General features: G+C 35.2%; 13 protein-coding genes. 10 read left to right on the forward strand and 3 right to left on the reverse strand.

Annotated features, from left to right (window positions below):
* Positions 1 to 190: 190 nt before the first annotated feature.
* Positions 191 to 1,861, reverse strand: a complete 1,671-nt coding sequence (locus DF185_RS15120; RefSeq protein WP_110361596.1) for an alanine/glycine:cation symporter family protein — start codon at positions 1,859 to 1,861, stop codon at positions 191 to 193.
* A 255-nt stretch (positions 1,862 to 2,116) separates the two neighbouring features.
* On the opposite strand from DF185_RS15120, the gene DF185_RS15125 reads away from it, so the two are divergent.
* From DF185_RS15125 to DF185_RS15145, 5 genes are all read left to right on the forward strand, one after another.
* Positions 2,117 to 4,549 (forward strand): alpha/beta hydrolase family protein, encoded by a 2,433-nt coding sequence (locus DF185_RS15125; RefSeq protein WP_110361597.1) that lies wholly within the window; start codon positions 2,117 to 2,119, stop codon positions 4,547 to 4,549.
* Positions 4,550 to 4,734: 185 nt separating this feature from the next.
* Positions 4,735 to 5,397, forward strand: coding sequence for a tetratricopeptide repeat protein (locus DF185_RS15130; protein ID WP_133250047.1), 663 nt, complete (start codon positions 4,735 to 4,737; stop codon positions 5,395 to 5,397).
* Between the two features lie 73 nt (positions 5,398 to 5,470).
* Complete coding sequence (locus DF185_RS15135) at positions 5,471 to 6,061, forward strand: porin family protein (RefSeq protein ID WP_110361599.1); 591 nt, start codon at positions 5,471 to 5,473, stop codon at positions 6,059 to 6,061.
* Between the two features lie 27 nt (positions 6,062 to 6,088).
* Entirely contained in the window at positions 6,089 to 7,537 is a 1,449-nt protein-coding gene (locus DF185_RS15140) for a hypothetical protein (protein ID WP_110361600.1), read from the forward strand.
* A gap of 119 nt (positions 7,538 to 7,656) precedes the next feature.
* A complete protein-coding gene (locus tag DF185_RS15145) occupies positions 7,657 to 10,164 on the forward strand; it encodes an endonuclease MutS2 (protein ID WP_110361601.1) in 2,508 nt (835 codons plus the stop codon).
* 480 nt (positions 10,165 to 10,644) lie between these two features.
* Here the strand turns inward: DF185_RS15145 and DF185_RS15150 are convergent, their stop codons facing one another.
* Complete coding sequence (locus DF185_RS15150) at positions 10,645 to 11,586, reverse strand: lysyl endopeptidase (RefSeq protein WP_110361602.1); 942 nt, start codon at positions 11,584 to 11,586, stop codon at positions 10,645 to 10,647.
* 150 nt (positions 11,587 to 11,736) lie between these two features.
* Complete coding sequence (locus tag DF185_RS15155; RefSeq protein WP_110361603.1) at positions 11,737 to 12,918, reverse strand: CD0519/CD1768 family membrane protein; 1,182 nt, start codon at positions 12,916 to 12,918, stop codon at positions 11,737 to 11,739.
* A 232-nt stretch (positions 12,919 to 13,150) separates the two neighbouring features.
* Here DF185_RS15155 and recQ point away from each other — a divergent pair, with 232 nt between their 5' ends.
* From recQ to DF185_RS15180, 5 genes are all read left to right on the forward strand, one after another.
* Positions 13,151 to 15,265: a DNA helicase RecQ gene (gene recQ / locus DF185_RS15160; RefSeq protein WP_110361604.1), complete on the forward strand. Its 2,115-nt coding sequence runs from the start codon at positions 13,151 to 13,153 to the stop codon at positions 15,263 to 15,265.
* A 97-nt stretch (positions 15,266 to 15,362) separates the two neighbouring features.
* Positions 15,363 to 17,480 (forward strand): S9 family peptidase, encoded by a 2,118-nt coding sequence (locus DF185_RS15165; RefSeq protein ID WP_110361605.1) that lies wholly within the window; start codon positions 15,363 to 15,365, stop codon positions 17,478 to 17,480.
* Positions 17,481 to 17,572: 92 nt separating this feature from the next.
* Complete coding sequence (locus DF185_RS15170; protein ID WP_110361606.1) at positions 17,573 to 18,340, forward strand: LytR/AlgR family response regulator transcription factor; 768 nt, start codon at positions 17,573 to 17,575, stop codon at positions 18,338 to 18,340.
* A gap of 121 nt (positions 18,341 to 18,461) precedes the next feature.
* Positions 18,462 to 21,014 carry an NACHT domain-containing protein gene (locus DF185_RS15175; RefSeq protein ID WP_110361607.1) on the forward strand — a complete coding sequence of 851 codons (2,553 nt, stop codon included), beginning with the start codon at positions 18,462 to 18,464 and terminating at the stop codon, positions 21,012 to 21,014.
* 193 nt (positions 21,015 to 21,207) lie between these two features.
* A partial coding sequence (locus tag DF185_RS15180; RefSeq protein ID WP_207784659.1) for a tetratricopeptide repeat protein occupies positions 21,208 to 22,459 on the forward strand: 1,252 nt, incomplete at its 3' end.

Below are 22,459 nucleotides of genomic sequence, written 5' to 3' on the forward strand. Positions count from 1 at the left end.
CGTCAAAAAATTAAATAAGCTCTTCCGTCAGCGGATGGGCTCCTCAAAAAAATAAATGATGTGTTCCGCGAGTGTGTGAGCTTGTCAAAAAAATAAATGATCACTTCCACCAGCGGAAGAGGTCGTCAAAAAATTAAATAAGCTCTCCCGCCAACGGAAGAGCTCATTTATTAATTATTTAATGTCTTTATTATACTTCTGAGGGATGTTCTTTTTTGAACTTATCCCAATAAGTATTTAATGTTGACTTCATATCTTTATGCAGCATTAATATCCCGATAAGGTTAGGCAAAGCCATCAGAACGATGGTAATACCGGAAATGGTCCAAATGATTGTTGTATCAGCAAAGGATGCAATAAAAAAGCCTATACAATAAATGATGCGATAAGGAAGCACACCTTTAACACCAAACAGATAGGTAACCGAACGTCCTCCGTAATAGGCCCAGGCAATTGCAGTTGAAAAGGCAAACAAAAGTAGGCCGATGGAAACAATCCATTTTCCCCAATCGCCCAATAAGCTTCGGGTAAATGCCTCGGCAGTTAATGGTGCCGAATGTACAAGAGAGTTTCCTTTAAATGTTACACCATTATTTGATGAATATTTTCCATTGGAAATGGCCACTTTACCATTGTAGAGTTTGTCTTGAGAGTCATAAATTTTGATGTTCTCTGCTACTGAACGAGCATTAATAATGCTTAATTCATTTTTGATTTCACCATTCACAACAATCAAATCACCTGTAAACACAGGTAAATCTGAAGTTCCCCCTAAATAGTGATATAGTTTTTCACGATCTTCTTCATTGGTGTCATCGTACTGATTTGCCATCACCACCATATCGGTTGGTTGAAACTGGTTTGGCAATTTTTCGGTCCATACACCTGATGATAGAATCACCAACCCCGTAAGTGTACAGATTACGATGGTATCGATAAATGGCTCAAGAATAGCAACCATACCTTCCGAAACAGGTTCTTCTGTTCTTGCAGCAGCATGGGCAATAGGCGCAGATCCCTGACCAGCCTCATTACTAAATAAACCACGGTTTACACCTTTGGTTAGGGCATAAGAAAAACCAGCCCCCAGGAAACCACCAACAGCAGCAGTTCCTGTAAATACATTGGTAAATATGGATACGAAAGAAGGAATAATGTTTTCGTAATTGTAAAAGATTACTGCCAATGCTCCTACAAAATAGATGATCGCCATGGTAGGAACCAATCGTTCCGTTACTTTGGCGATACGTTTAATCCCGCCTAAAATTACAAATGCCAACAAAACGGTAAGGATTCCTCCAACCAACATTTTGTTGAACCCAAATGTTGTAAACATCGAATTGGAAATGGAATTAATTTGAGGCAAACTACCAGTACCAAAAGATGAGAAGATGGTCATGACTGCAAAGATTCCAGCCAACCATCGCATATTCAGCTTATTCTTCATGTAGTACATCGGTCCACCCGAAATAAAGCCTTTTTCATCGGTTTCGCGATATTTATGAGAGAGGGTTACCTCTACAAATTTAGTTGTCATTCCTAAAAAGGCGGTCACCAACATCCAGAATAAAGCTGCCGGACCTCCCAAGTAAATTGCCAAAGCTACACCTGCAATATTTCCGGTTCCAACAGTTCCCGAAAGTGCAGTTGTTAATGCCTGGAAATGCGATGCATCACCTTTTTCACCAGGTTTGTCATACTTTCCGGTTACAACTTTTAAGGCATGTTTAAAAAATCGAAATTGGGGAAACTTTAAATAGATGGTATAGAACAAGCCAGTTCCGATTAGTAAAATTGGAAACCATTTGCTTCCTCCTAAAAATCCTTCAATTAAAGTTAGAAAATCATTAAGGTTATGCATAAATATAGGTTATTGGTAATTGGGTTAATAGATTCTTTTTTTGAAAGCCATCTAAGATAAGAGTTTATTTTGAATTGCCATATGTATGAAATTGGAATGAATATATAGCAGATGTATTGGTTAATCGTCCGTGATCATAATTTTATCGAAAAGAAATTGAATTCAGCATCTAAATCCATAAATTTAATCTTTGATTTTTATCCTTACATGAACCAACCGTCCTTTATGGACTTTTAACTATATCAAAACAACAAAATGAAAAGATTAATTTACGTATTGATATTTTTTGTAGCGCTCAATGCCAGTGCTCAAAACAATATCGATTTTCAAAAGCCTCCAAAAGATATTTTGGAATTGGCTGATGTGGAGAGAGCCCCATCGGTAATTTTGGATAACCAAAAAGAGAATATGATTCTATTGTATAGAAGTGCATACAAAACAATAGAGGAATTATCTCAGGAAGAAATGCGTTTGGGTGGATTAAGAATTGATCCTAAAACCAATATTGGCAGTAGAACCAGCTACAGTAATAATATTAAACTGAGAAAGCTAAAGTCTAAATCAGATGAAGCTATTCAGGTAAAAGGTTTGCCAAAGAATCCAAGATTAAGCAATTTTATTTTTTCACCAGATCAATCTAAATTGGCTTTTACCAATACGAGTAGCCAAGGTGTAGCAGTTTGGATTTTGGATGTTGCAACAGCATCGGCAGCACAAATAACAGAACCAAAAGTGAATGCCAACTTAAGAGATCCAATCAACTGGTTTAAAAATGAAGAGGCTGTTCTGGTAAAATTTGTTCCAGAAAATAAAAAGGAATTAATTAATACAAAAAGTTCCGTTCCGTCAGGTCCTACCATTTCTGAAAATGCAGGTAAAAAAGCGCAAAACAGAACGTATCAGGATTTGTTGAAAAACAAAAACGATGAGTACAATTTTGAGCAATTGGCATTGTCAGATTTGTACAAAGTTAAAATGGATGGGAATGCTGAAAAGTGGTTGCCATCAGCAATGTATAAGAGTGTTAATTTCTCTCCTGATGGAAATTACGTTATGATTTCGGTGGTTGAAAAACCTTTCTCTTACTTGGTGCCTTATTACAGATTCCCTTCAAAAACTACTGTATATACAAAGGATGCAAAGAAAGTTGAAGATGTTTTGACCGTTCCATTGATCGAAGATCTTCCTCAGGGATTCATGGCAGTTCGTAAAGGAAGAAGAAATGTGAGCTGGCGTTCAGATATGCCTGCATCTTTAATTTATGCAGAGGCATTAGACGGAGGTGATCCTGCAAATAAAGTGGATTATCGCGATGAAGTTTTTCAGCTGGAAGCTCCATTTAAAGGCAATGGAAAAAGCATTTTGAAAACCATAAATCGTTTCTCTGGAATTACCTGGGGTAATGAAAATATTGCAATTGCATATGATTATTGGTGGAATACCAGAAATACAAAAACTTATATCTTTAATCCTTCTGATGCTTCAGTTGCTCCAAAAATGATTAGTGATAGAAATTACCAGGATAAGTATAGTGATCCGGGAAGTTTTGTATCTGCAAGAAACCAATTCGGTAAATATACATTAGCCTTAGATGGCGATAATGCTTTCCTTTTGGGTGATGGATATTCTAAAGAAGGACAATTTCCATTTTTGGATAAGTTCAACTTAAAGACTCAAAAGACGCAACGTTTATATCAGTCAAAATACACTGATAAGGTTGAAGATTTAAGAAATTTTGATGTTAAGAAAAAAGAACTTTTGGTTAGAATCGAATCTAACTCTGAATATCCTAATTACTTCTTCAGAAAATTAAAAGGAAAGAAACTAAAGCAGCTTACATCTTTTGACAATCCATTTAAGAGCATTGAAGGTGTTCATAAAGAAGTAATCAAATACAAAAGAGAAGATGGAGTAGAGCTTTCAGGTACTTTATATCTGCCAGTAGGATATGATATGGAGAAGAAAGAAAAAGTTCCGATGATTTTGTGGGCATATCCAACCGAATACAAGGATAAAGCAAGTGCTGGACAAACCACTGCAAATTCGAATGAATTTACTTATTTGTATTGGGCATCGCCACTTTTCTGGCTAACCAGAGGATATGCTGTTTTAGATGATGCAGCTTTCCCAATTGTAGGTGAAGGAGATGAAGAGCCAAATGATACTTTCCGTACTCAGTTAGTTGCCAATGCAAAAGCAGCTATTGATGCAGTTGATGACATGGGGTATATTGATAGAAATCGAGTAGCTTGTGGCGGTCATAGTTATGGTGCATTTATGGTTGCTAACTTGCTAACACATTCAGATTTATTTGCAGCAGGTATTGCTCGTAGTGGAGCTTACAACAGAACGCTTACTCCTTTTGGTTTCCAAAGCGAAGAAAGAAACTACTGGGAAGCCCCTAATGTGTATTATACCATGTCTCCATTTATGCATGCCGAAAAAATGAACAACGCATTATTGCTTATTCATGGTGAGGCAGATAACAATTCGGGAACTTATCCGATGCAAAGTGAGCGTTACTTTAATGCTTTAAAAGGATTAGGGGCAACGGTTCGTTTGGTAATGCTACCAAAAGAGAGTCACTCATATCGCTCAAAAGAGAATATTATGCATATGCTTTGGGAACAAGATCAATGGCTTGAAAAGCATGTTAAAAATCGTAAAAAAGAAATTGCTGAAAAGTAATTAATAAAAGATGCATTAGTAAAAGCTCACACTGTTTAGTGTGGGCTTTTTTGTTGTTAAATAGAATGATGATAAATTATATAGTATAACAATATTTATTATAGTAAAATAATATATTTGATCACCAGAATTGTACGAGATTTATAAAATTAATTAAGATCAAGCACTAACCTAAACATTATTTAATGAGATTAATTTTAACAAGTATTTGTATCACCATTATTTCTACCATGACTTTTGCTCAGAAAAGAGATATTACTGGAGCAGAAAGAAACTTAGCGATTGATACTGGAAATAAAGCCATTGAGAAAATTCAAAATCAGGAGTATAAAGAGGCTTTTCCTTTACTAAAGCAGACCATTCAATTAGATTCTACACTAAGAAAACCTTACTTGTATTTATATACAATAGCATCCAAATGTGAAGAATACAGAGATTCTTCATTGTGCCTACTCAATAAAGCCAGTTCATTGTTTCAGGAAGATGATGAGATTTGTTACTACATCGGTGAAATTTATAGAATGAAAGGTGAATTGAATAGAGCATTTGTAGAGTATAGTAAGGCAATTAACTACAGTAAAAAAAACGGTGAAGAATTGTATTTGGTTCCACATTACTATTTCAACAGAGCTAGCATTAGTCTTCAAAAAAAAAGATTGTCTTCTGCAGCCATTGATTATTCTTATGCGATAAAATTAAAGCCAGAGTATACTGCTGCATATGTAAACAGAGGCATTTGTTGGTTTCAAATGGGTAAAAAAGAAGATGCATGTACTGATTGGAAATCAGGTATGGACTTAGGTTCGGATTATGCCAAAGAATGTTGGGAGAAGAATTGTAAAGAATAATAATGAAGGTTCACAATTATAAAGAGAGCAAGCCGAAAATCTGAAGAGTAGGCAATAACCTGAATATTAAATTATGAGATTAATTTTTACTACAATTTGTTTATTACTATTAACAAGTGTTGCCTCAGCACAAATTGAGCAAGGTAAGTTTTATATCAATGCTCAATCAGGAATTGGCTTTAGTTCTGTGAATAGTGAGTTTGAATCTGGAGGAAGTTCAACAAGTGAGGTGGAGTCCAGTCAATTTGCATTTGCACCTAGTGTAGGATACTTTGTTGGAGATGGATTATTAGTGGGCTTAAGTGTTCCATATATGACAAAAAAGAATGAGGATGAGGATGGAGATGAGACTAAATCACGTAGTATTTCGTTCGGTCCATTTGTAAGGTATTATTTTAATAATGGAGGAAGTAAAACAAAGCCTTATCTGCATGGAGGCTTAGGGGTTGGAGCTTCAACGACTGAAACAGATAATAATAAATGGGATTATCGTCTTTCAAATTATGAGTTGGGCGGAGGTCTTGCAATCTTTTTCCATAAAAATATTGCCGTTGATTTGGGTTTGTCATATTCGAATAGTACTCAGAAGTATAAAGAAGATAGTGATGTGAAGTTGAAAACTAAAAATTTAGCTTTTAATGTTGGTTTTACTTTTTGTTTATAATCTGCAATTTTAAATTCATATTAAACAATGAAAGAGATAGTTGTATTATTGATGTTATTAGCATTTGTGTTTGTGTCTTGCGACGAGGATTCGAATGATGATACCAATGAACTATTAGAAATTGAATTAATAAGTCCTGTAGAAATTCAGGGTGATATGGTAAACCTACCCGTGAATACTCCCATTCGTTTTCAGGCAAAATGTAATGTTGCAGACGCTGGAGAAATCTATTGGTATACCAATGATGAAAGGGATTATCATTCCATGGATCAAACAATTAGTTTTGATAAAAATGGTTTGTATCGTATTTATTTTGATCTTCGCAGCTCAAGATATTCTGCAAAAGAAACATTTATCTGGATTAATGTAATAGGTAAAGTTGTAACTGAAGTTGAAGAGGATGAAGTGGGATGTGCTCTGGTTGAAAGTGGCAACAGCATTTATATCGCTACCAAAAAAAGAAAGTCATTTACAAACGCAGGTGTATTTCTATACAAGTATACTGATGGTGAATTGGAAAAATCGGATTACCTGGAAAATGTAAATCAGATTTTAGAAGCCAAAATGATGGACAATGGTAATATTCTTTTTCTTACCAATGTAGGCTTTGTACTTGTAAATCCGTCAGATAATTCCACAAGAGTAATTGAGGATATGACATATGATAAAGCTCATATAGTTAGCTTTGATAATGAAGAGTTATTGATAGTTGGTATTAAAGGGCACAGAGCAATTCTTGAGAGAAGAAAAATATCAGGAGAATTGATTGAAAAGAAAACCATTTATAAGGACGATGATGAATATTACATTAAAGATATTGGCTTTTTAAATGAGAATGATTTTGTAATACTTTGTGAGGTTATTGAATATGCCAATATGGAGTATTATGAAGGGAAACGATATGTAGTTGAAAAACGATTTTCATTAAATTCTAATACGGATAACAGTGAGTGGGATAGAGATTTTGCATATTTTTCGAATTACCATTATGACACTTCAGATTTAGGTATTAATTCAACAGGATCTGGAGTTATGGTATTTGGAATTTTTGATGATGATTTTTTACTACAATGGAATTACAACAATAATTATCAAATAAATATGAAAAGAGGTTTTGAATTTGATGCCGTTGAAGTCTTTTCTCAAGACGATTATTTCTGTGGTCCATCGGATGATGTTAATAATTGTCATGACAGGAGAATTTGGGGATGGCAATTTAAGGATTATAATATCACCTTGTTTCAAAATCAAAGACTTGTAGAAAATGGTTTTGGAAGTCTTCATAAAAAAACCAAAATATTCGAAATTGATCATTCATTTAAAGTAGATTGGGTGTTTGAATCAGATGATTCTTATTTGTTGTTAATCAATACCCAGAAGTATGGAAATTATGAATATGACTATAAAGGCAACAGCAAAAGGTATTGTTCCATTTTTAGGATGGATAAAAAAGGGAATTTTATAGATCTTTACTAATACCCATAAAGAAATGAAATAAAAGGAATAATACATTATTGTGTTATTCCTTTCTTTTTTGCCTATCCGTCACTTTTGTTAATTTTGCAAGAAATAAAATAAAGACAGAAAGATAGCGCGTGATATATCCGGAAAATTTTGAGACAAAACTTAGGTTCGATAAAGTAAGAGAACTGGTTAAGAAACAATGTTTAAGTTCCTTGGGAAGAGATTTGGTTGATGAAATTCGATTTTCGAATTCATACAAGAATGTGAATCGAATGGTGAATGAAACCAACGAATTTAAAACCATTTGCTTAGAGGAGGAGAATTTCCCATTGGGATACTTTATAGATGTTCGCCAAAGTTTGGAGAAAGTTCGAATTGAGGGAACTTATCTTGAACTGGAGGAACTGTATAATTTAAAACGATCCCTGGAATCTATTTCTTCTATTTTACGATTCTTTCAAAAAAAGGAGGAAGATGAATATCCATACCTGATGAAATTGACAGGGAACGTGAAAATGTACCCTTATATTTTCGATAGGATTAATGGAATTATCACCAAAAACGGAAGAATAAAGGACAACGCATCTCCTGAACTACAACACATCAGAAGCACTTTAATTCAAAAGCAATCTACCATCTCAAAACGAATGCAGTCTATGCTGCGTGCGGCTCAGAAAGAAGGTTGGGTTGATCAGGATGTAGCCCTTTCTTTGCGCGATGGACGTATCGTTATTCCAATACCTTCGGCATACAAAAGAAAGATTAAAGGGATTGTTCACGATGAATCGGCAACCGGTAAAACTTCTTATATCGAACCATCGGAAATTGTTGAAACCAACAATGAAATTCGAGAGTTGGAGTATGCAGAACGTCGCGAAATCATTAGAATATTACAGGAGTTTACAGCGCAACTTCGTCCGTATATCGATGATATGTTTTTGGCTTATGAGTTCATGGCTAAAATCGACTTTATTCGTGCCAAGGCCATGTTTGCCATTCAGGTTAAAGCTTTATTGCCTAAAATGGTAAAAACACCAACATTGTTGTGGGAAAAGGCCACACATCCTTTGTTGTTTTTAACCTTACAAAACGAAGGGCGAAAAGTTGTTCCACTGAGCCTTCAGATATCTAACGAGCAGAGAATTATTCTAATATCAGGACCAAATGCCGGTGGTAAATCGGTTTGTTTGCAAACAGTAGGCTTGTTGCAATACATGTTCCAATGTGGATTTTTGGTACCGATGGAAGAGGAATCAAAAATCGGAATTTTTGATAAGATTTTCATTGATATAGGTGATGAGCAATCCATAGAGAATGATTTGAGTACATACAGTTCTCACCTGATGAACATGAAGCACTTCCTGCGTCATTCGGATACAGATACCTTGGTGTTGATTGATGAGTTTGGGACAGGAACCGAGCCAGCACTGGGTGGAGCAATTGCTGAATCGATATTGGATAAACTGAACAGGAAAAAAGTTTGTGGGGTAATCACAACTCACTATTCAGGATTGAAACACTTTGCATCGGAAGCAGATGGAATTGAAAATGGTGCTATGCTATATGATTCTCATCAAATGCGACCATTGTTCCAATTGCAGGTAGGGAAGCCAGGTTCTTCTTTTGCATTCGAGATTGCGAGAAAAATTGGTTTGCCAGAGGAAATCCTAAAAGATGCAACCGAGAAAGTGGGTGAAGATCATATCAATTTTGACAAGCACTTGCGTGATATTGTTCGCGACAAGCGTTACTGGGAAAGCAAGCGTGATAAAATCCGTCGTAACGAGAAAAAGTTGAATCAACTGGTTGAGCAATACGACAAGGAGCTGAAAGATGCGAGTAAGCTTCGTAAGGATATTATCGAGAAAGCACAACAGGAGGCTAAGGATTTACTTCAGAATGCGAATAAGACCATAGAAAAGACGATTCGCGAAATTAAAGAAAGCAAGGCCGAGAAGGAGAGAACCAAGAAGGCAAGAAAACAGTTCGAAGAAACGAAGGTACAGCTAACTCAAGCCGAATTAGAGGAAGAGGAGCGTATCAATCGCAAAATTCAGAAACTGAAGAATCGCGAAAAGCGAAAAGGCCAAAAAGGAGAAGCAACAGAAGCAACAGAAAAAGTTGCTACTTCGAAACCAATTGCCAAAGCCAAGAAGCAATTCAATCCGGATGTGATTGAGAAAGGTGATATGGTGAAGTTGGATAATCAGAACACCGTTGGTGAAGTAATTGAGATCAACGACAAAACAGCTGTGGTTGCTTTCGGAAGTATTTTAACTTCAGTAAAAGCCAAGCGCCTTTCAAAAGTTTCCAAGTCACAGCTGAAAAAGCAGGAGAAAACTTACAATCAAACTTCGGCTTTGGTTCAGGAACGCATCTCGAAAAGAAAATTGAGTTTCCGTCAGGATATTGATGTAAGAGGAATGCGTGGCGATGAAGCTTTACAAATTGTTATGGATCATGTGGATGAAGCCATCATGTTGGACATTAAGGAATTTAGAATTCTGCATGGAACAGGACATGGAATTCTGCGTCAATTGATTCGAGATTATTTACAAACTGTTGATTTGGTTCGTCATTTTAGAGACGAGAGAATTCAATTGGGAGGATCGGGTATTACGGTTGTCACTATGGAGTAGGAGTGTGTACTAAATTGGCCTTCTGAAAGCATTTAGTCTTGAAAATATGAGAGTGAAGCTCAGATTTGGCAGAGGTACAAGGAAAAATGTGCTTCAGAAATTCAGATCTTGATGTTGACAAGAAAATAAGCAGTGAGAACATGGGTGGAACAAAACATTTGCTTGAAAAAGTGAGTGTGAAACTCAGATTTGGAGACTTTACAATGAAAAATGTATTCAGAAATTCGGAGAAGTGAAATTTTCAACAAAAATTGCTTTGCGATACTCAGATTTCTGAAAAAACACATGTAAATCGTCTCAGAAACTCAGATTTCGGAAAAAAACAATGTAATTTCCTTTCAGAAAGTCAGCGAAGGGCTATTTTCAATATTAGAACCTTTCAGAAACTCAGATTTGGAAAAAAACAAATTAAAAATGTTTTGAAAAATAAGTAAGTGCCATCTCAATAGAGATGGCACTTACAGTTATATATTGTGTGATCTATTTTAATCCATCATTAATGGCTTTCGCATATGAGCTAGACTTGCCATAAGCTGCACACTTTTGAATGTCATCATACAACCAAATAAATCCACCATCGATATTCTCTTTTTCACTTGTAATTTTTTCACCAATTGTAGCAGGATTATCTCCATTTTGGCAGTTTTCACCATTTCGGCACCAAAGTCCATACGATACCTTTAGCTTTCCAAAGTACTGGTTCCATTCCGAAGGTTTATTTTTTGCTCCTCCAGCATAACATTGCAGATAAACACGGTCGATGGTTCCTGGTTTTTTAGCCTCAACTTGCTCATAAACCGATTTCCAATATTCCGTTTCGTTGTATGGGCACAAACCAACTTTTAATCCCATATCAGCTAACATTAATGTAAACTCAACGGTTGAAGCAACATCAAAAGTAACTTCATCATCGTAGTTAATCGCTGTAGCACCAGTAATATCTTGTAATTTTTGTATGGCCTTATATAGTTTTGTGTCTGGTCCGGTACCATCTTTGGTAATTAAGTCTTTAATCACTTGCCACGATTGGGCTCCCCAGGCACCAATTCCCAATTCTATTCTATCAACAGATGTAGGAGCTGTTGCCAACTGTTCCAATCGAGATTTCCATTCAGGATCACCAATAAATTCACCTTTCGAATTGATTATTGGGGTGTCGTTGTAATTCATACTTCCATCTTCCTTGATGTGGATGGTCCATAAAATTACAGTTGAAAAACCTGATGATTTTAAATCGTTGATCACTTCCATACCACCAGTATAAAAAGGGCCTCCTCCAAAAATTGCAGAATATTTTCCTGCTGGTGGACTTGGTACTTCCTCTTTTCTCGCATCGGTATTGCTATCTGATTTGTCACAAGAATTACACGAGGCAACACCAATTAAAATTAGAATGTAGAATAACTTTTTTAGAATTGTCATTTGAAATGTATTTAATGATTGATGCTCAAAACTAAAGTTAAGGAGTTAATGGAAGAGTTAATTCTTACTTAATCCCTAATAATTACCATTAATGTATAAAAAAATGCCACCTCTAACGAGATGGCATTATTATTTAGGTGTGATAATATTTTAATAAAGCAACATACTTACCAGAACATATAGGTAGTGGGCAAAGGTACCCGCCAAAATACCTCCAATGGTATGAGAAAGTAAGGCTTTAGAAGTCAATTCACGATAATTCAAGGTATCCAACATTGCTGTGTGCGTACTTAAATAACCACTCCAACACATACCCATTGCAGTAAATACAGCTACTACGTTACCATCGATAATGCCTTTTGCAAGGAATGCTTTTACAAGCGATAAAGCAGCTCCTACTGCACCTAAGGATGTAACTGGGAAAGCAATCAATTCAGGGAATTTAAATCCGAATAAGCCTTCGAATAACCACCAAACATATCCAGCCAACTTAGGCAGTAATGGTACACCTTCGTATGCTAAACCTTGGTATCCCATTGTTGGATCTTTAGGTCCGAATGTTAGCATCATTACCATGGTAGAAATGATCAAAACACCTGGAATAATTGCCAAACCAAGGTCAACACCAGATTTACCACCATCCAAAATCGAATTCAGGAATCTTAAGAAAACGCTACCTTCCGATTTAAAGCTGATTTTTTCAGTCGCACCCTCAAAATCATTGTCGGTACGTACAGGAATTTTTCCTCTGATTAACCTTTGCATTAATCTGGTTGAAACAACAGCTCCAAATAGAGCTCCAACCAAACCAATTAATGCTGGAATAAACATGTTTTCATCATTACCAGGAATTTTAAGAGTTGACATAAAGGTAATCACGATCAAACCCATACCGAAAGCTGTACCAAAGTTTGTTAATGATACCAATTGGTAGTTTTTGAAATACTTGCTGAAGTTTTTATCGTTTGCCAAGCTGATGATAGCTGGGTTATCCGATAAAAAGGTAAGAACTCCTGCCAATGCTCCAACTCCAGGTAAATTGAATAATGGTTTCATTAATGGAGCAAGCATTTTCTCCAATAATCTAACTACACCAAATTCGATTAACAATTTCCCTAAAGCCCCTGAAAGAACCGTAATTCCCATAATGTAGAATACAGTATTCATTAGCAAATCCCATGCTGTTTGCATGATGGTATTCAGCATATTGGAAACACCCATTGTATGGCCAATGTATCCAAATATTCCGAAAAATGTCAGAAGAAACATCACGGCTTCGTACCTTCGTTTCTTCAAAAAATCTGTCTCCTTGATAGATTTAATTGCGTTCATAGTTAAGGTTATATGATTGTGTTTGTTATTCGCTGCAAATGTATATTATTCAAGCATTTTTTTTATATGATCTTTATCAGCTTTTTAAATATCTTAATATGTTGCAAAATCATATTGTTTTTTATCATGCTTAAGAGTTAGTAGAATAGTTCAAATTAGGGATTGTTGATAAGTTCTTCTTTATTCTTCAGCCGATTTGTACTAGCTTTGTCATCCCAATTAAAAATTAGGCATGTCAGCAGCATCAAACGCATTAAAAAAATATTTCGGATACGATAAATTTCGTCCATTGCAAGAGAAGGTAATCAATTCCATTTTGCAAGGGAACGATGCTTTGGTGATTATGCCAACGGGTGGAGGAAAATCCATTTGTTACCAGATTCCTGCTATAATCATGGAGGGGGTTACCATTGTTGTTTCTCCTCTGATTGCTTTAATGAAAGATCAGGTTGAAGGATTACGTGCCAATGGCGTTTCTGCTGATTATTTGAATAGTTCGCAAACCTCAGGTGAACAGGCTGAAATCATAGAAAAACTCATTGCAGGTCAAATAAAATTGCTCTATGTTTCTCCGGAAAAACTGGTAAGCCAGGATTTCTATTACCTGATGTTACAACTTAAAGTAAATTTATTTGCTGTAGATGAGGCACACTGTATTTCGGTTTGGGGACATGATTTTCGACCAGAGTATACAAAAATGGCCTATCTGAAGAAACAGTTTCCTCATGTACCTATTGTTGCATTAACGGCTACTGCCGATAACCTTACGCAGAAGGATATTGTTTCACAGTTGAATTTGGCAGATCCAGAGAGATTTATTTCTTCATTTGACAGACCAAATTTGAGTTTAACTGTTGCTCCAGGACGTGATAAGTTCAAATCCATTTTAGGTTTTCTACGTCAGCGCCCACATCAATCAGGTATTATTTATTGCCTAAGCAGGAAAGCTACGGAAGGCTTGGCCGAAAAATTAAGAAATGCAGGTGTAAATGCAGCTTATTATCATGCAGGGCTGTCAGCTGATGAGCGTGCCAAACGACAGGAGGATTTTATTAACGATGAAGTGCCTATTATTTGTGCTACCATTGCATTTGGTATGGGAATCGATAAATCAAATGTACGTTGGGTAATTCATTATAACTTGCCTCGAAATATAGAGTCCTACTATCAGGAAATTGGTCGTGCAGGACGCGATGGCTTAAAAGCAGATACACTTCTATTTTATAGCTTTTCCGATGTAATTGTGCATCGTAAGTTTATCGATGAATCCAAGCTCAAAGAGGTTTCGCATGCCAAACTGGAACGTATTCAGCAGTTTTGCGATGCTCAAATATGTCGACGAAAAATTTTGTTGAGTTATTTTGGAGAGCATTTGGAAGAGGATTGTGGCAATTGTGATGTTTGTAAAAATCCATCTCAATTGTTTGATGGAACCATAATTGCACAGAAAGCTTTTTCCGCAGTGGTTCGTTTAAAAGAGCAAGTTGCAGCCGGTACTTTAATTGATGTATTAAGAGGTTCTTCGCGTCAGGATATCATTAGCAAAGGATACAACCAAATTAAAACCTACGGAGCAGGAAAAGACATTGCTCATCAGGATTGGCAGCAATATCTACTTCAACTATTAAATCTTGGCTATATAACTGTTGCTTATGATCATGGCAATGCCTTGCGATTAACAGAACAAGCCAAAGAAGTACTTTTTGGAGAACGATTGGTGAAATTGGTTCATCTGGCTTCAATGAAATCAGAGCCTGTAATTAAACCAATTGAGAAAAAGACAAGCAAGCAGATTGATCGGGAAGGTTTATTTGAGGCTCTTCGTAAACTGCGATTACAAATTTCGAGGGATGAGAATATTCCGCCATATTTGATTTTCTCGGATGCTACACTGCATGAAATGACACAGGATAAGCCAACCAGCGAATTCGAGATGAAATTGATTTCGGGAGTTGGTGTTCGAAAATATCAGCTTTATGGAGAATTGTTTATTAATGAAATCTTAAATTTTCAGCAAAGCAAAAATCGTGAAGCCAAAAAAAGCGGAGAATCATTCTACAAAACTTACGAATATTATAAGCAAGGGTTTTCGGTTGATGAAATTGCCAGTATCCGAAAAGTAAATCCGGTTACAATATATTCTCATTTGGCCTCTTTGTATGAAAAGGGAGCTGATGTTGATTTGTATGAATTCTTCAGTTCACGTGAATTGGAGCAGATTGAAAATGCATTTCGTTCCCTAAATTATACCGAAAACATCAAAGAATTATACATGTACATGGGCGAGGAAATAGAGTATTATAAAATACGATTGGCCATTTCTTATCTCAAAGTAACTTCTTCATAATCTTGACTTATTAGAAAATAATTATTGATCATTGGAATGTTTTTGTTAAATTTAGAGTTCTATTTAATTAACCTGTACCTTTAAATTTTAACTAAACATGAAAACAAAATCAATTTTAAGCATTGCCATAATGGCTATGTTTATGGCGGCATGCAACCAGAAAGTTAATTTGCCAGATCCTCCGGTTGCTCAAAAAATTCCCAAAGAACTAAAAATTCATGACGATACCAGAATCGATAACTACTACTGGTTAAATCAGCGTGAAGACTCTACAGTTATTAATTATTTGAATGCCGAAAATGATTACTGCGATGCGGTAATGAAGCATACGGATGAGTTTCAAACGAAACTTTTCGATGAAATGGTAGCTCGCATTAAAAAGACTGATGAATCAGTTCCTGCAAAATCAAACGGATATTATTACTATAGCAGAACCGAAGGAGATGCAGAGTATCCTTTGTATTGCAGAAAAGAAGGGGAACTGGATGCTAAAGAGCAAATCATGTTAAATGTTCCTGAAATGGCAAAAGGATTTAACTATTACAGTATTGGTAGTTATTCTGTAAGCGAGAATAATAAAATCTTAGCCTATTCAGAGGACACTCTAAGCCGAAGAAAATACACAATAAAGTTTAAGAGCTTAGTTGATGATAAAGTTTACACTGATGAAATCGCAAACACAACAGGAGGAATAACCTGGGCAAGCGATAACAAAACCGTTTTTTATACAGTTAAACATCCTGAAACACTATTGCCTTACAAAGTTTACAAACATGTATTGGGGACTTCTTCGAAGAATGATGAGTTGGTTTATGAAGAGAAGGATAATACTTTCTATACTTTCTGCTATAAGACCAAATCAAGAAAATATATCATGATTGGGGTAAGTAGTACTGTTTCGTCAGAATACAGATATATTGATGCAAGCAAGCCTAATAGTGAATTTAAGGTGATTCAGCCTCGCGAAAGAGATTTGGAATATGGAATTGCTCATTACAAGGATCATTTTTATATCAGAACGAATTACCAGGCGAAGAATTTCCGTATGATGAAAACTCCTGTAAGTAAAACAACAAAGGAGAATTGGATTGAGATGATTCCTAATAGAGAGGATGTTTTTTTAAGTAGTTTTGAAATTTTCCAGAACTATCTGGTTATAGGCGAACGCAAAAATGGATTAAACCAACTTCGAATTCGCAATTGGGAAAGCGGTAAAGAGCACTATCTTGATTTTGGTGAGGAAACTTACGATGCATGGATTTCTGCTAATCCTGAATTTGAATCAGATGTATTGCGTTATGGATATACATCATTAACTACACCAAGTTCAACCATAGATTATAATATGGGAACAAAAGAGAAAACAGTTTTGAAGCAACAAGAGGTTCTTGGCGGTTTTAATAAAGATAACTACGAAGCCAAGCGTTTGTGGGCAACAGCAGAGGATGGAACAAAGGTGCCAATTTCTTTGGTGTATCGAAAAGACAAGTTTCAGAAGGGGAAAAATCCTCTTTGGTTATCTGCCTATGGCTCGTATGGGTCTAGTTCTGATGTTTACTTCAGTTCAGTTCGCTTAAGTCTATTGGATAGAGGTTTTGTGGTTGCAACGGCTCATGTTCGCGGCGGTCAAGAAATGGGACGCTACTGGTATGAAGATGGTAAGCTATTGAAAAAGAAAAATACATTTACCGATTTTAATTCTTGCGCAGAGCACATGATTGCAGAAGGATATGCTGCAAAAGACAAAGTATTTGCCTGGGGTGGAAGTGCAGGAGGTTTGCTAATGGGGGCAATTGTGAATATGAAACCAGAATTGTATAGAGGTGTAATTGCTGCTGTTCCATTTGTTGATGTCGTAACTACCATGTTGGATGAATCTATTCCTTTAACAACAGGAGAGTTCGATGAATGGGGGAATCCTAAGAACAAAGAATATTACGATTACATGCTTTCTTATTCGCCTTACGATAATGTAAAGGCACAAAAATATCCAGCTTTGTTGGTAACAACTGGATTGCATGATTCGCAAGTTCAGTATTGGGAACCAGCCAAATGGGTAGCTAAGCTTCGAGACATGAAAACGGATAAAAATCCATTGTTGTTAAAAACCAATATGGACTTCGGACATGGAGGAGCATCGGGTAGATTTGAAAGATTAAAAGAAGTAGCTTTAGAATATGCTTTTGTTTTTGATCAGATAGGAATTGATGAATAAAAAAAACAAGAATGTTAATGAATAGCGCTCGTTTCGGGCGCTTTTTTTGTATATTTATATTTCGATTCTGACTATAAAAAACAATTACGCTTATGATTCGAACCTTAATTATTGATGATGAGATGAAGAGTCAGGCAACTCTTCACAAATTGCTTGAAAAATATTGTACTGGGATTGAAATTGTTGGGTTTGCACATAATGTAAAATCAGGAGTTGAATCAATAAATGAATTGAATCCGGATTTAGTTTTTTTAGATATTTCGATGCCAGATGGAAATGGATTTGAAGTATTACAAAAGGTCAAAAGTCGTGATTTCGAAGTCGTATTTACAACCGCTTTTAACGATTACGCAATAAAGGCTTTTCAATTTTCTGCATTACATTACTTACTCAAACCAATTAATTACATAGAATTACAGGCTGCTGTTGAACGCTACAAAGAAAATCATAAAGATTTGGACTTGAATGAAAAGATTCAGGTATTGTTTGATAGTTTGAATAATCAGAATAAAAAGATTGTATTACCAACTTCCAATGGATTAAAAGTAGTAGAGATTGAAAAAATTGTATACTGTAGAGCTGATGGTAGTTATACTCACTTTTATTTTTTAGATGAGGACTCAATTATGGTATCAAAAGCCTTATCTAATTTCGAAGAACTACTTCCTTCCGATATGTTCTGTAGAGTGCACAACAAGCATTTAATCAACTTGAATTTTGTTGATAATTACGTCAAGGGAAGAGGAGGAAAAGTGGTACTGGAGAATAAAGAGGAAATTGAAATATCGGAAGGTAGAAAAGCTGAGTTCCTAAAAAGATTAAAGAATATCGCTGATTTTTTACCAGATTCTAAAAAATAGAAATACGTATTCACAAACTCAAATTACGTATTCGGAAATTAGTATTACGTAGTGGCGAATTATACATTGAAAAGGCTGTTTTTCTTCAGTATTTTCACGGTGAAATTGAAGAACCACTACTATGATTGAACAATTAAAATCTGAAATTCTCAAAAAATTTGGTGAAGATTTGGTTTATACCAAGGATTGCAAATTTTTAGCAGATACAATTTGTGAAGAAACAGGTAGCAGAATCAGTACTACTACAATTAGAAGATTATTCGGTTTTTTAAAAAGCACTACTACACCTGCCAAATACACACTAAATATTTTATCCAGTTACCTAGGTTACCAAAGTTGGGAACATTTTTGTAATTACTGGGAATATCAACCTAAAGAAGAAATTGAACCAAAAGAAAACTGGACTGATTTTTACAACAAAGCAATTTCTTTTAGCACGGATACTTACAAATACATCTCTGGTCAATCAGGAATTCCGTTTAAAGCGGTTAGTCCGAGAGAAGAGTCAGAGCAGAGAATTGAAAAGTTTTTGAAATCAGGCAATAGTGCCTTGGCATTTATTGCGCCAGGTGGATTTGGAAAATCGACCATGATTGCCAAGTGGTTTGAAAGAAAATGGCTTAATAAGAAAAATGAAGATGTGATTCTGTTTTTGAATGCATCTATGATGATTAGTTTTTTAAATGCAGACTTTAAGCTGGAAGATTGGTTGCAGGATCAGCTTAAATTTACCCACAAAGATTCTTTAAAGTATTTTCTTGAACATCCTGAAGCTTGTGAGAGTAGAATTATTTTCGTGATTGATGCTTTAGACGAAATTACATATGACAATTTTAAGTTGGAGAGAGTATTCTTACAGCTTAAGCAGTTTATTTTGAACTTTAAGGATTCTGGTAAGGTTAAATTGATTTTAACCTCAAGAAATACAACCTGGCAAAAGTTTGCGATGCCGTTCGTTTTCCAATCAAATGCTTTGAAAGATTGTTGGTATGATTTAAATGATGATTCAGAGAAGATAAATGAGGCAAATATTCCGCCATTAAATCATAAAGAGATTCAAAGAGTTCTTGAAAAAACTTTAAACCTTCAATATGCGCCAAATGTTAGTGTTGACGATTTAACTTACTTACAAAAGAAGGTTATATCCAATCCATTTTTCCTTGAATTGTTTATCAAACTTTTTTCACCGAATAATATTCATAAACTAAATAAAGGATATGAATTGATGCATGAGTACATCAAGAATAAGGTTTATTACTCACGCTATTCGGAAGAGAAAATTGATATTTTATATTCTGTTCTTGACCTAATAAGTCATGGTAAAGAAGGGACTTCAGCTAAAAAACTAGAACTAAGGGAAAGATACCCAATTCATTTAAAAACAGCCGGAGATTACTATGCTGCTTATCAGGAGCTATTATCTTTTGGAATAATCACAGAATACATCTCTACCAATAAAAAGAACAATTATTGCAAATATGTAAAGATTACCAACGAGGTACTATTTGAAACATTAATTGGAATAAGTCTTATTGAGAAAAATGGAGAATTGGACTTTGAGCTAATAAAAAAAGTTGATAAGGATTACCAGGGCTATGAGTTGAAAAATAGATTAATTTCTTATTTGCTGGAATCAGCATTTTTGAGTGGTAAACACATGGAATTAAAAAATCTGTTTGAATTAAGCGATGATACTATATCTGCTCCATGTGTATTGGAAACCATATTTAACTCTTCAATTTACACAGAAAAATACAAGATTGAATTAATTCAGCATTTAGCTGAAAATAAGAAGTCAGAGAAAATATTTTCGAAAGCCTTTTCTGATACTTTAAATATTAAAGATCAATCGAAGGAAGTTTTGGAAATATTTGCAAAAAATGGTGCAACAAAAAACTTAAGAATTAGATCTTTAAGTTTGTTACTGATGTCTGCAATGTTTAGCTATGAATCAGACAAGGCAACGGCTTATTACAATGAATTGGCACAAGAAGAAGCAGATACAAGCTGTTCTGGATTTACCATTGCAATAAGATTGGCAGCAGTTTTAATGTACAATCATTTCATAGGAAATAAAACTGATGATATTGAACTATTAAAATTGTTCTATTACAGAGAAATGGCATATTTAAAATATGCTGAAATAAATAGTGCAATTGACGGAGAGTTTGAATTAATTCTGTGTATGGCATTAACATATATGGAATCATACCATAAGGTTTTACAATTGGTTGATGATGCAGAACATTTGTATAAAAGTGAAGGAGATAAGACTTGGTCTTCAAACTATAAGTTGTTACAATGCTATAAGATTTTTGCACAGTATTCGTTGGGAATGACTTTAAGTAAAGAACAAATTGACTATTTGTTACACAGTAAAAGTGAAGTTAACTCATCTCAAAATTACTACCTCCAAATATATTACAACTCATTTTTGAGTACTTGTTATCAGGAAAAGAGCAAGGGACAGAAAGTTGAGGAGTTTTTTAACAAGGCAATTGAGTTAAGCGAATTTGCAAAATATCATTCATGTACAGCGAGTCTTTACCGAAAAATGGCACGTTTTTACAATGGCATAAATGAAAAGACCAAAGAACAAATTTGTATCTCGGAGGAAACACGTTTATTAAAGAAATATGCTTCTAGCTATACTTTTGAGGCATTATTAGTATAATACTCTTCACAAATTCACTTTGATTATAAAGCTGTTTGTTTAGGCAAACAGCTTTATTTTGTTTATTATATCCCAATTCCGCTTCAAAATTATAACTTTACGATTATTGTGATTTAGGAAAGGTTTCCCAATGAAAAGATGGAAACTACTTTTAAATCAGGAATAATAAGTACATGAATAAAACGTTGAAAACATGAATTGGTTTAAACGTATTCTTAAACGATCCATAAATATGAATTTTTCTCGATATAATCTGCAGTTTATAATTAAATTGTGTGTTGTCATTTTATTGGTTTTCTCTAATGTTTCTATTTCTGCACAAGAGAAATACTCTGTAACCGGAAAAGTGAAAATAGAAAATGGGAGTATTGATAATACATTTCTGACAATTTATAAAAATGCAAATAAATTAGAAACTAAAACCATTCCCAACAATGGTAAGTTCAATTATGAAATGGATTTTGGACATGATTATATATTTGAATTCTACAAGGAAGGTTTTGTAACTAAAAGAGTTAGTGTTTCTACATTTGTTCCCGAAGATGTGCTAAGTAGAGATAGTCAGTTTCCTCCATTTAAGTTTGCAATTGATCTTTTTCCTGCCTATGAAGGATTAGATCTTTCAATCTTTGATCAGCCGATGGCAATGATCATGTACGATAAGGAGTTGGATAATTTTGAATATGATACGGAATATGATGCGCAGATTCGGGAAGCTATCGAGAAGGCGAAAGCAGAGGCAAGAAGGCGAGCGGCAGAATTAGAAGCACAACGTTTGGCTAAAGAACAGGCATATAAGGCTGCTATTCAAAAAGGGGATATTAATTTTAGAGGAAAGAAATATGATGAAGCCAAAATGGCTTACAATGAAGCATTAGCTGTTAAGGCAGAAGAACAATATCCAAAATCACAGATTACAAAGATTGATGAGTTGTTGGCAGAACAGCAACAACAAGCTGAAGAAGCAGCGAGATTGGCTGCTGAACAGAAAGCTTTGGATGAGAAATATGCAGCTATAATTGCTTTGGCAGATTCTCAGTTCGAATCAGGAGATTATACCTCAGCGAAAACCTCTTATTCGGATGCTTTGGAGTTGAAAGCAGAGGAGGAATATCCAGAATCACAGATTACAAAGATTGGAGAATTACTGGCAGAGCAGCAGAGGCAGGCTGAAGAAGTTGCAAGGTTAGCTGCAGAACAGAAAGCTCTGGATGAGAAATATGCAGCTATCATTTCTTTGGCAGATTCACAATTTAAAACAAAAGAATATACCTCAGCGAAAACCTCTTATGCGGATGCTTTGGCATTAAAATTAGAGGAAGAATATCCAAAGTTACAAATTGCTAAAATTGATGAGATTTTGGCAGAACAACAAAGACAGGCTGAAGAAGCTGCAAGATTGGCAGCAGAGAAGAAAGCATTGGATGAGAAATATGCTTCATTAA

Origin of the sequence: Marinifilum breve, from assembly GCF_003202155.1 — a bacterium.
Lineage (GTDB): Bacteria > Bacteroidota > Bacteroidia > Bacteroidales > Marinifilaceae > Marinifilum > Marinifilum breve.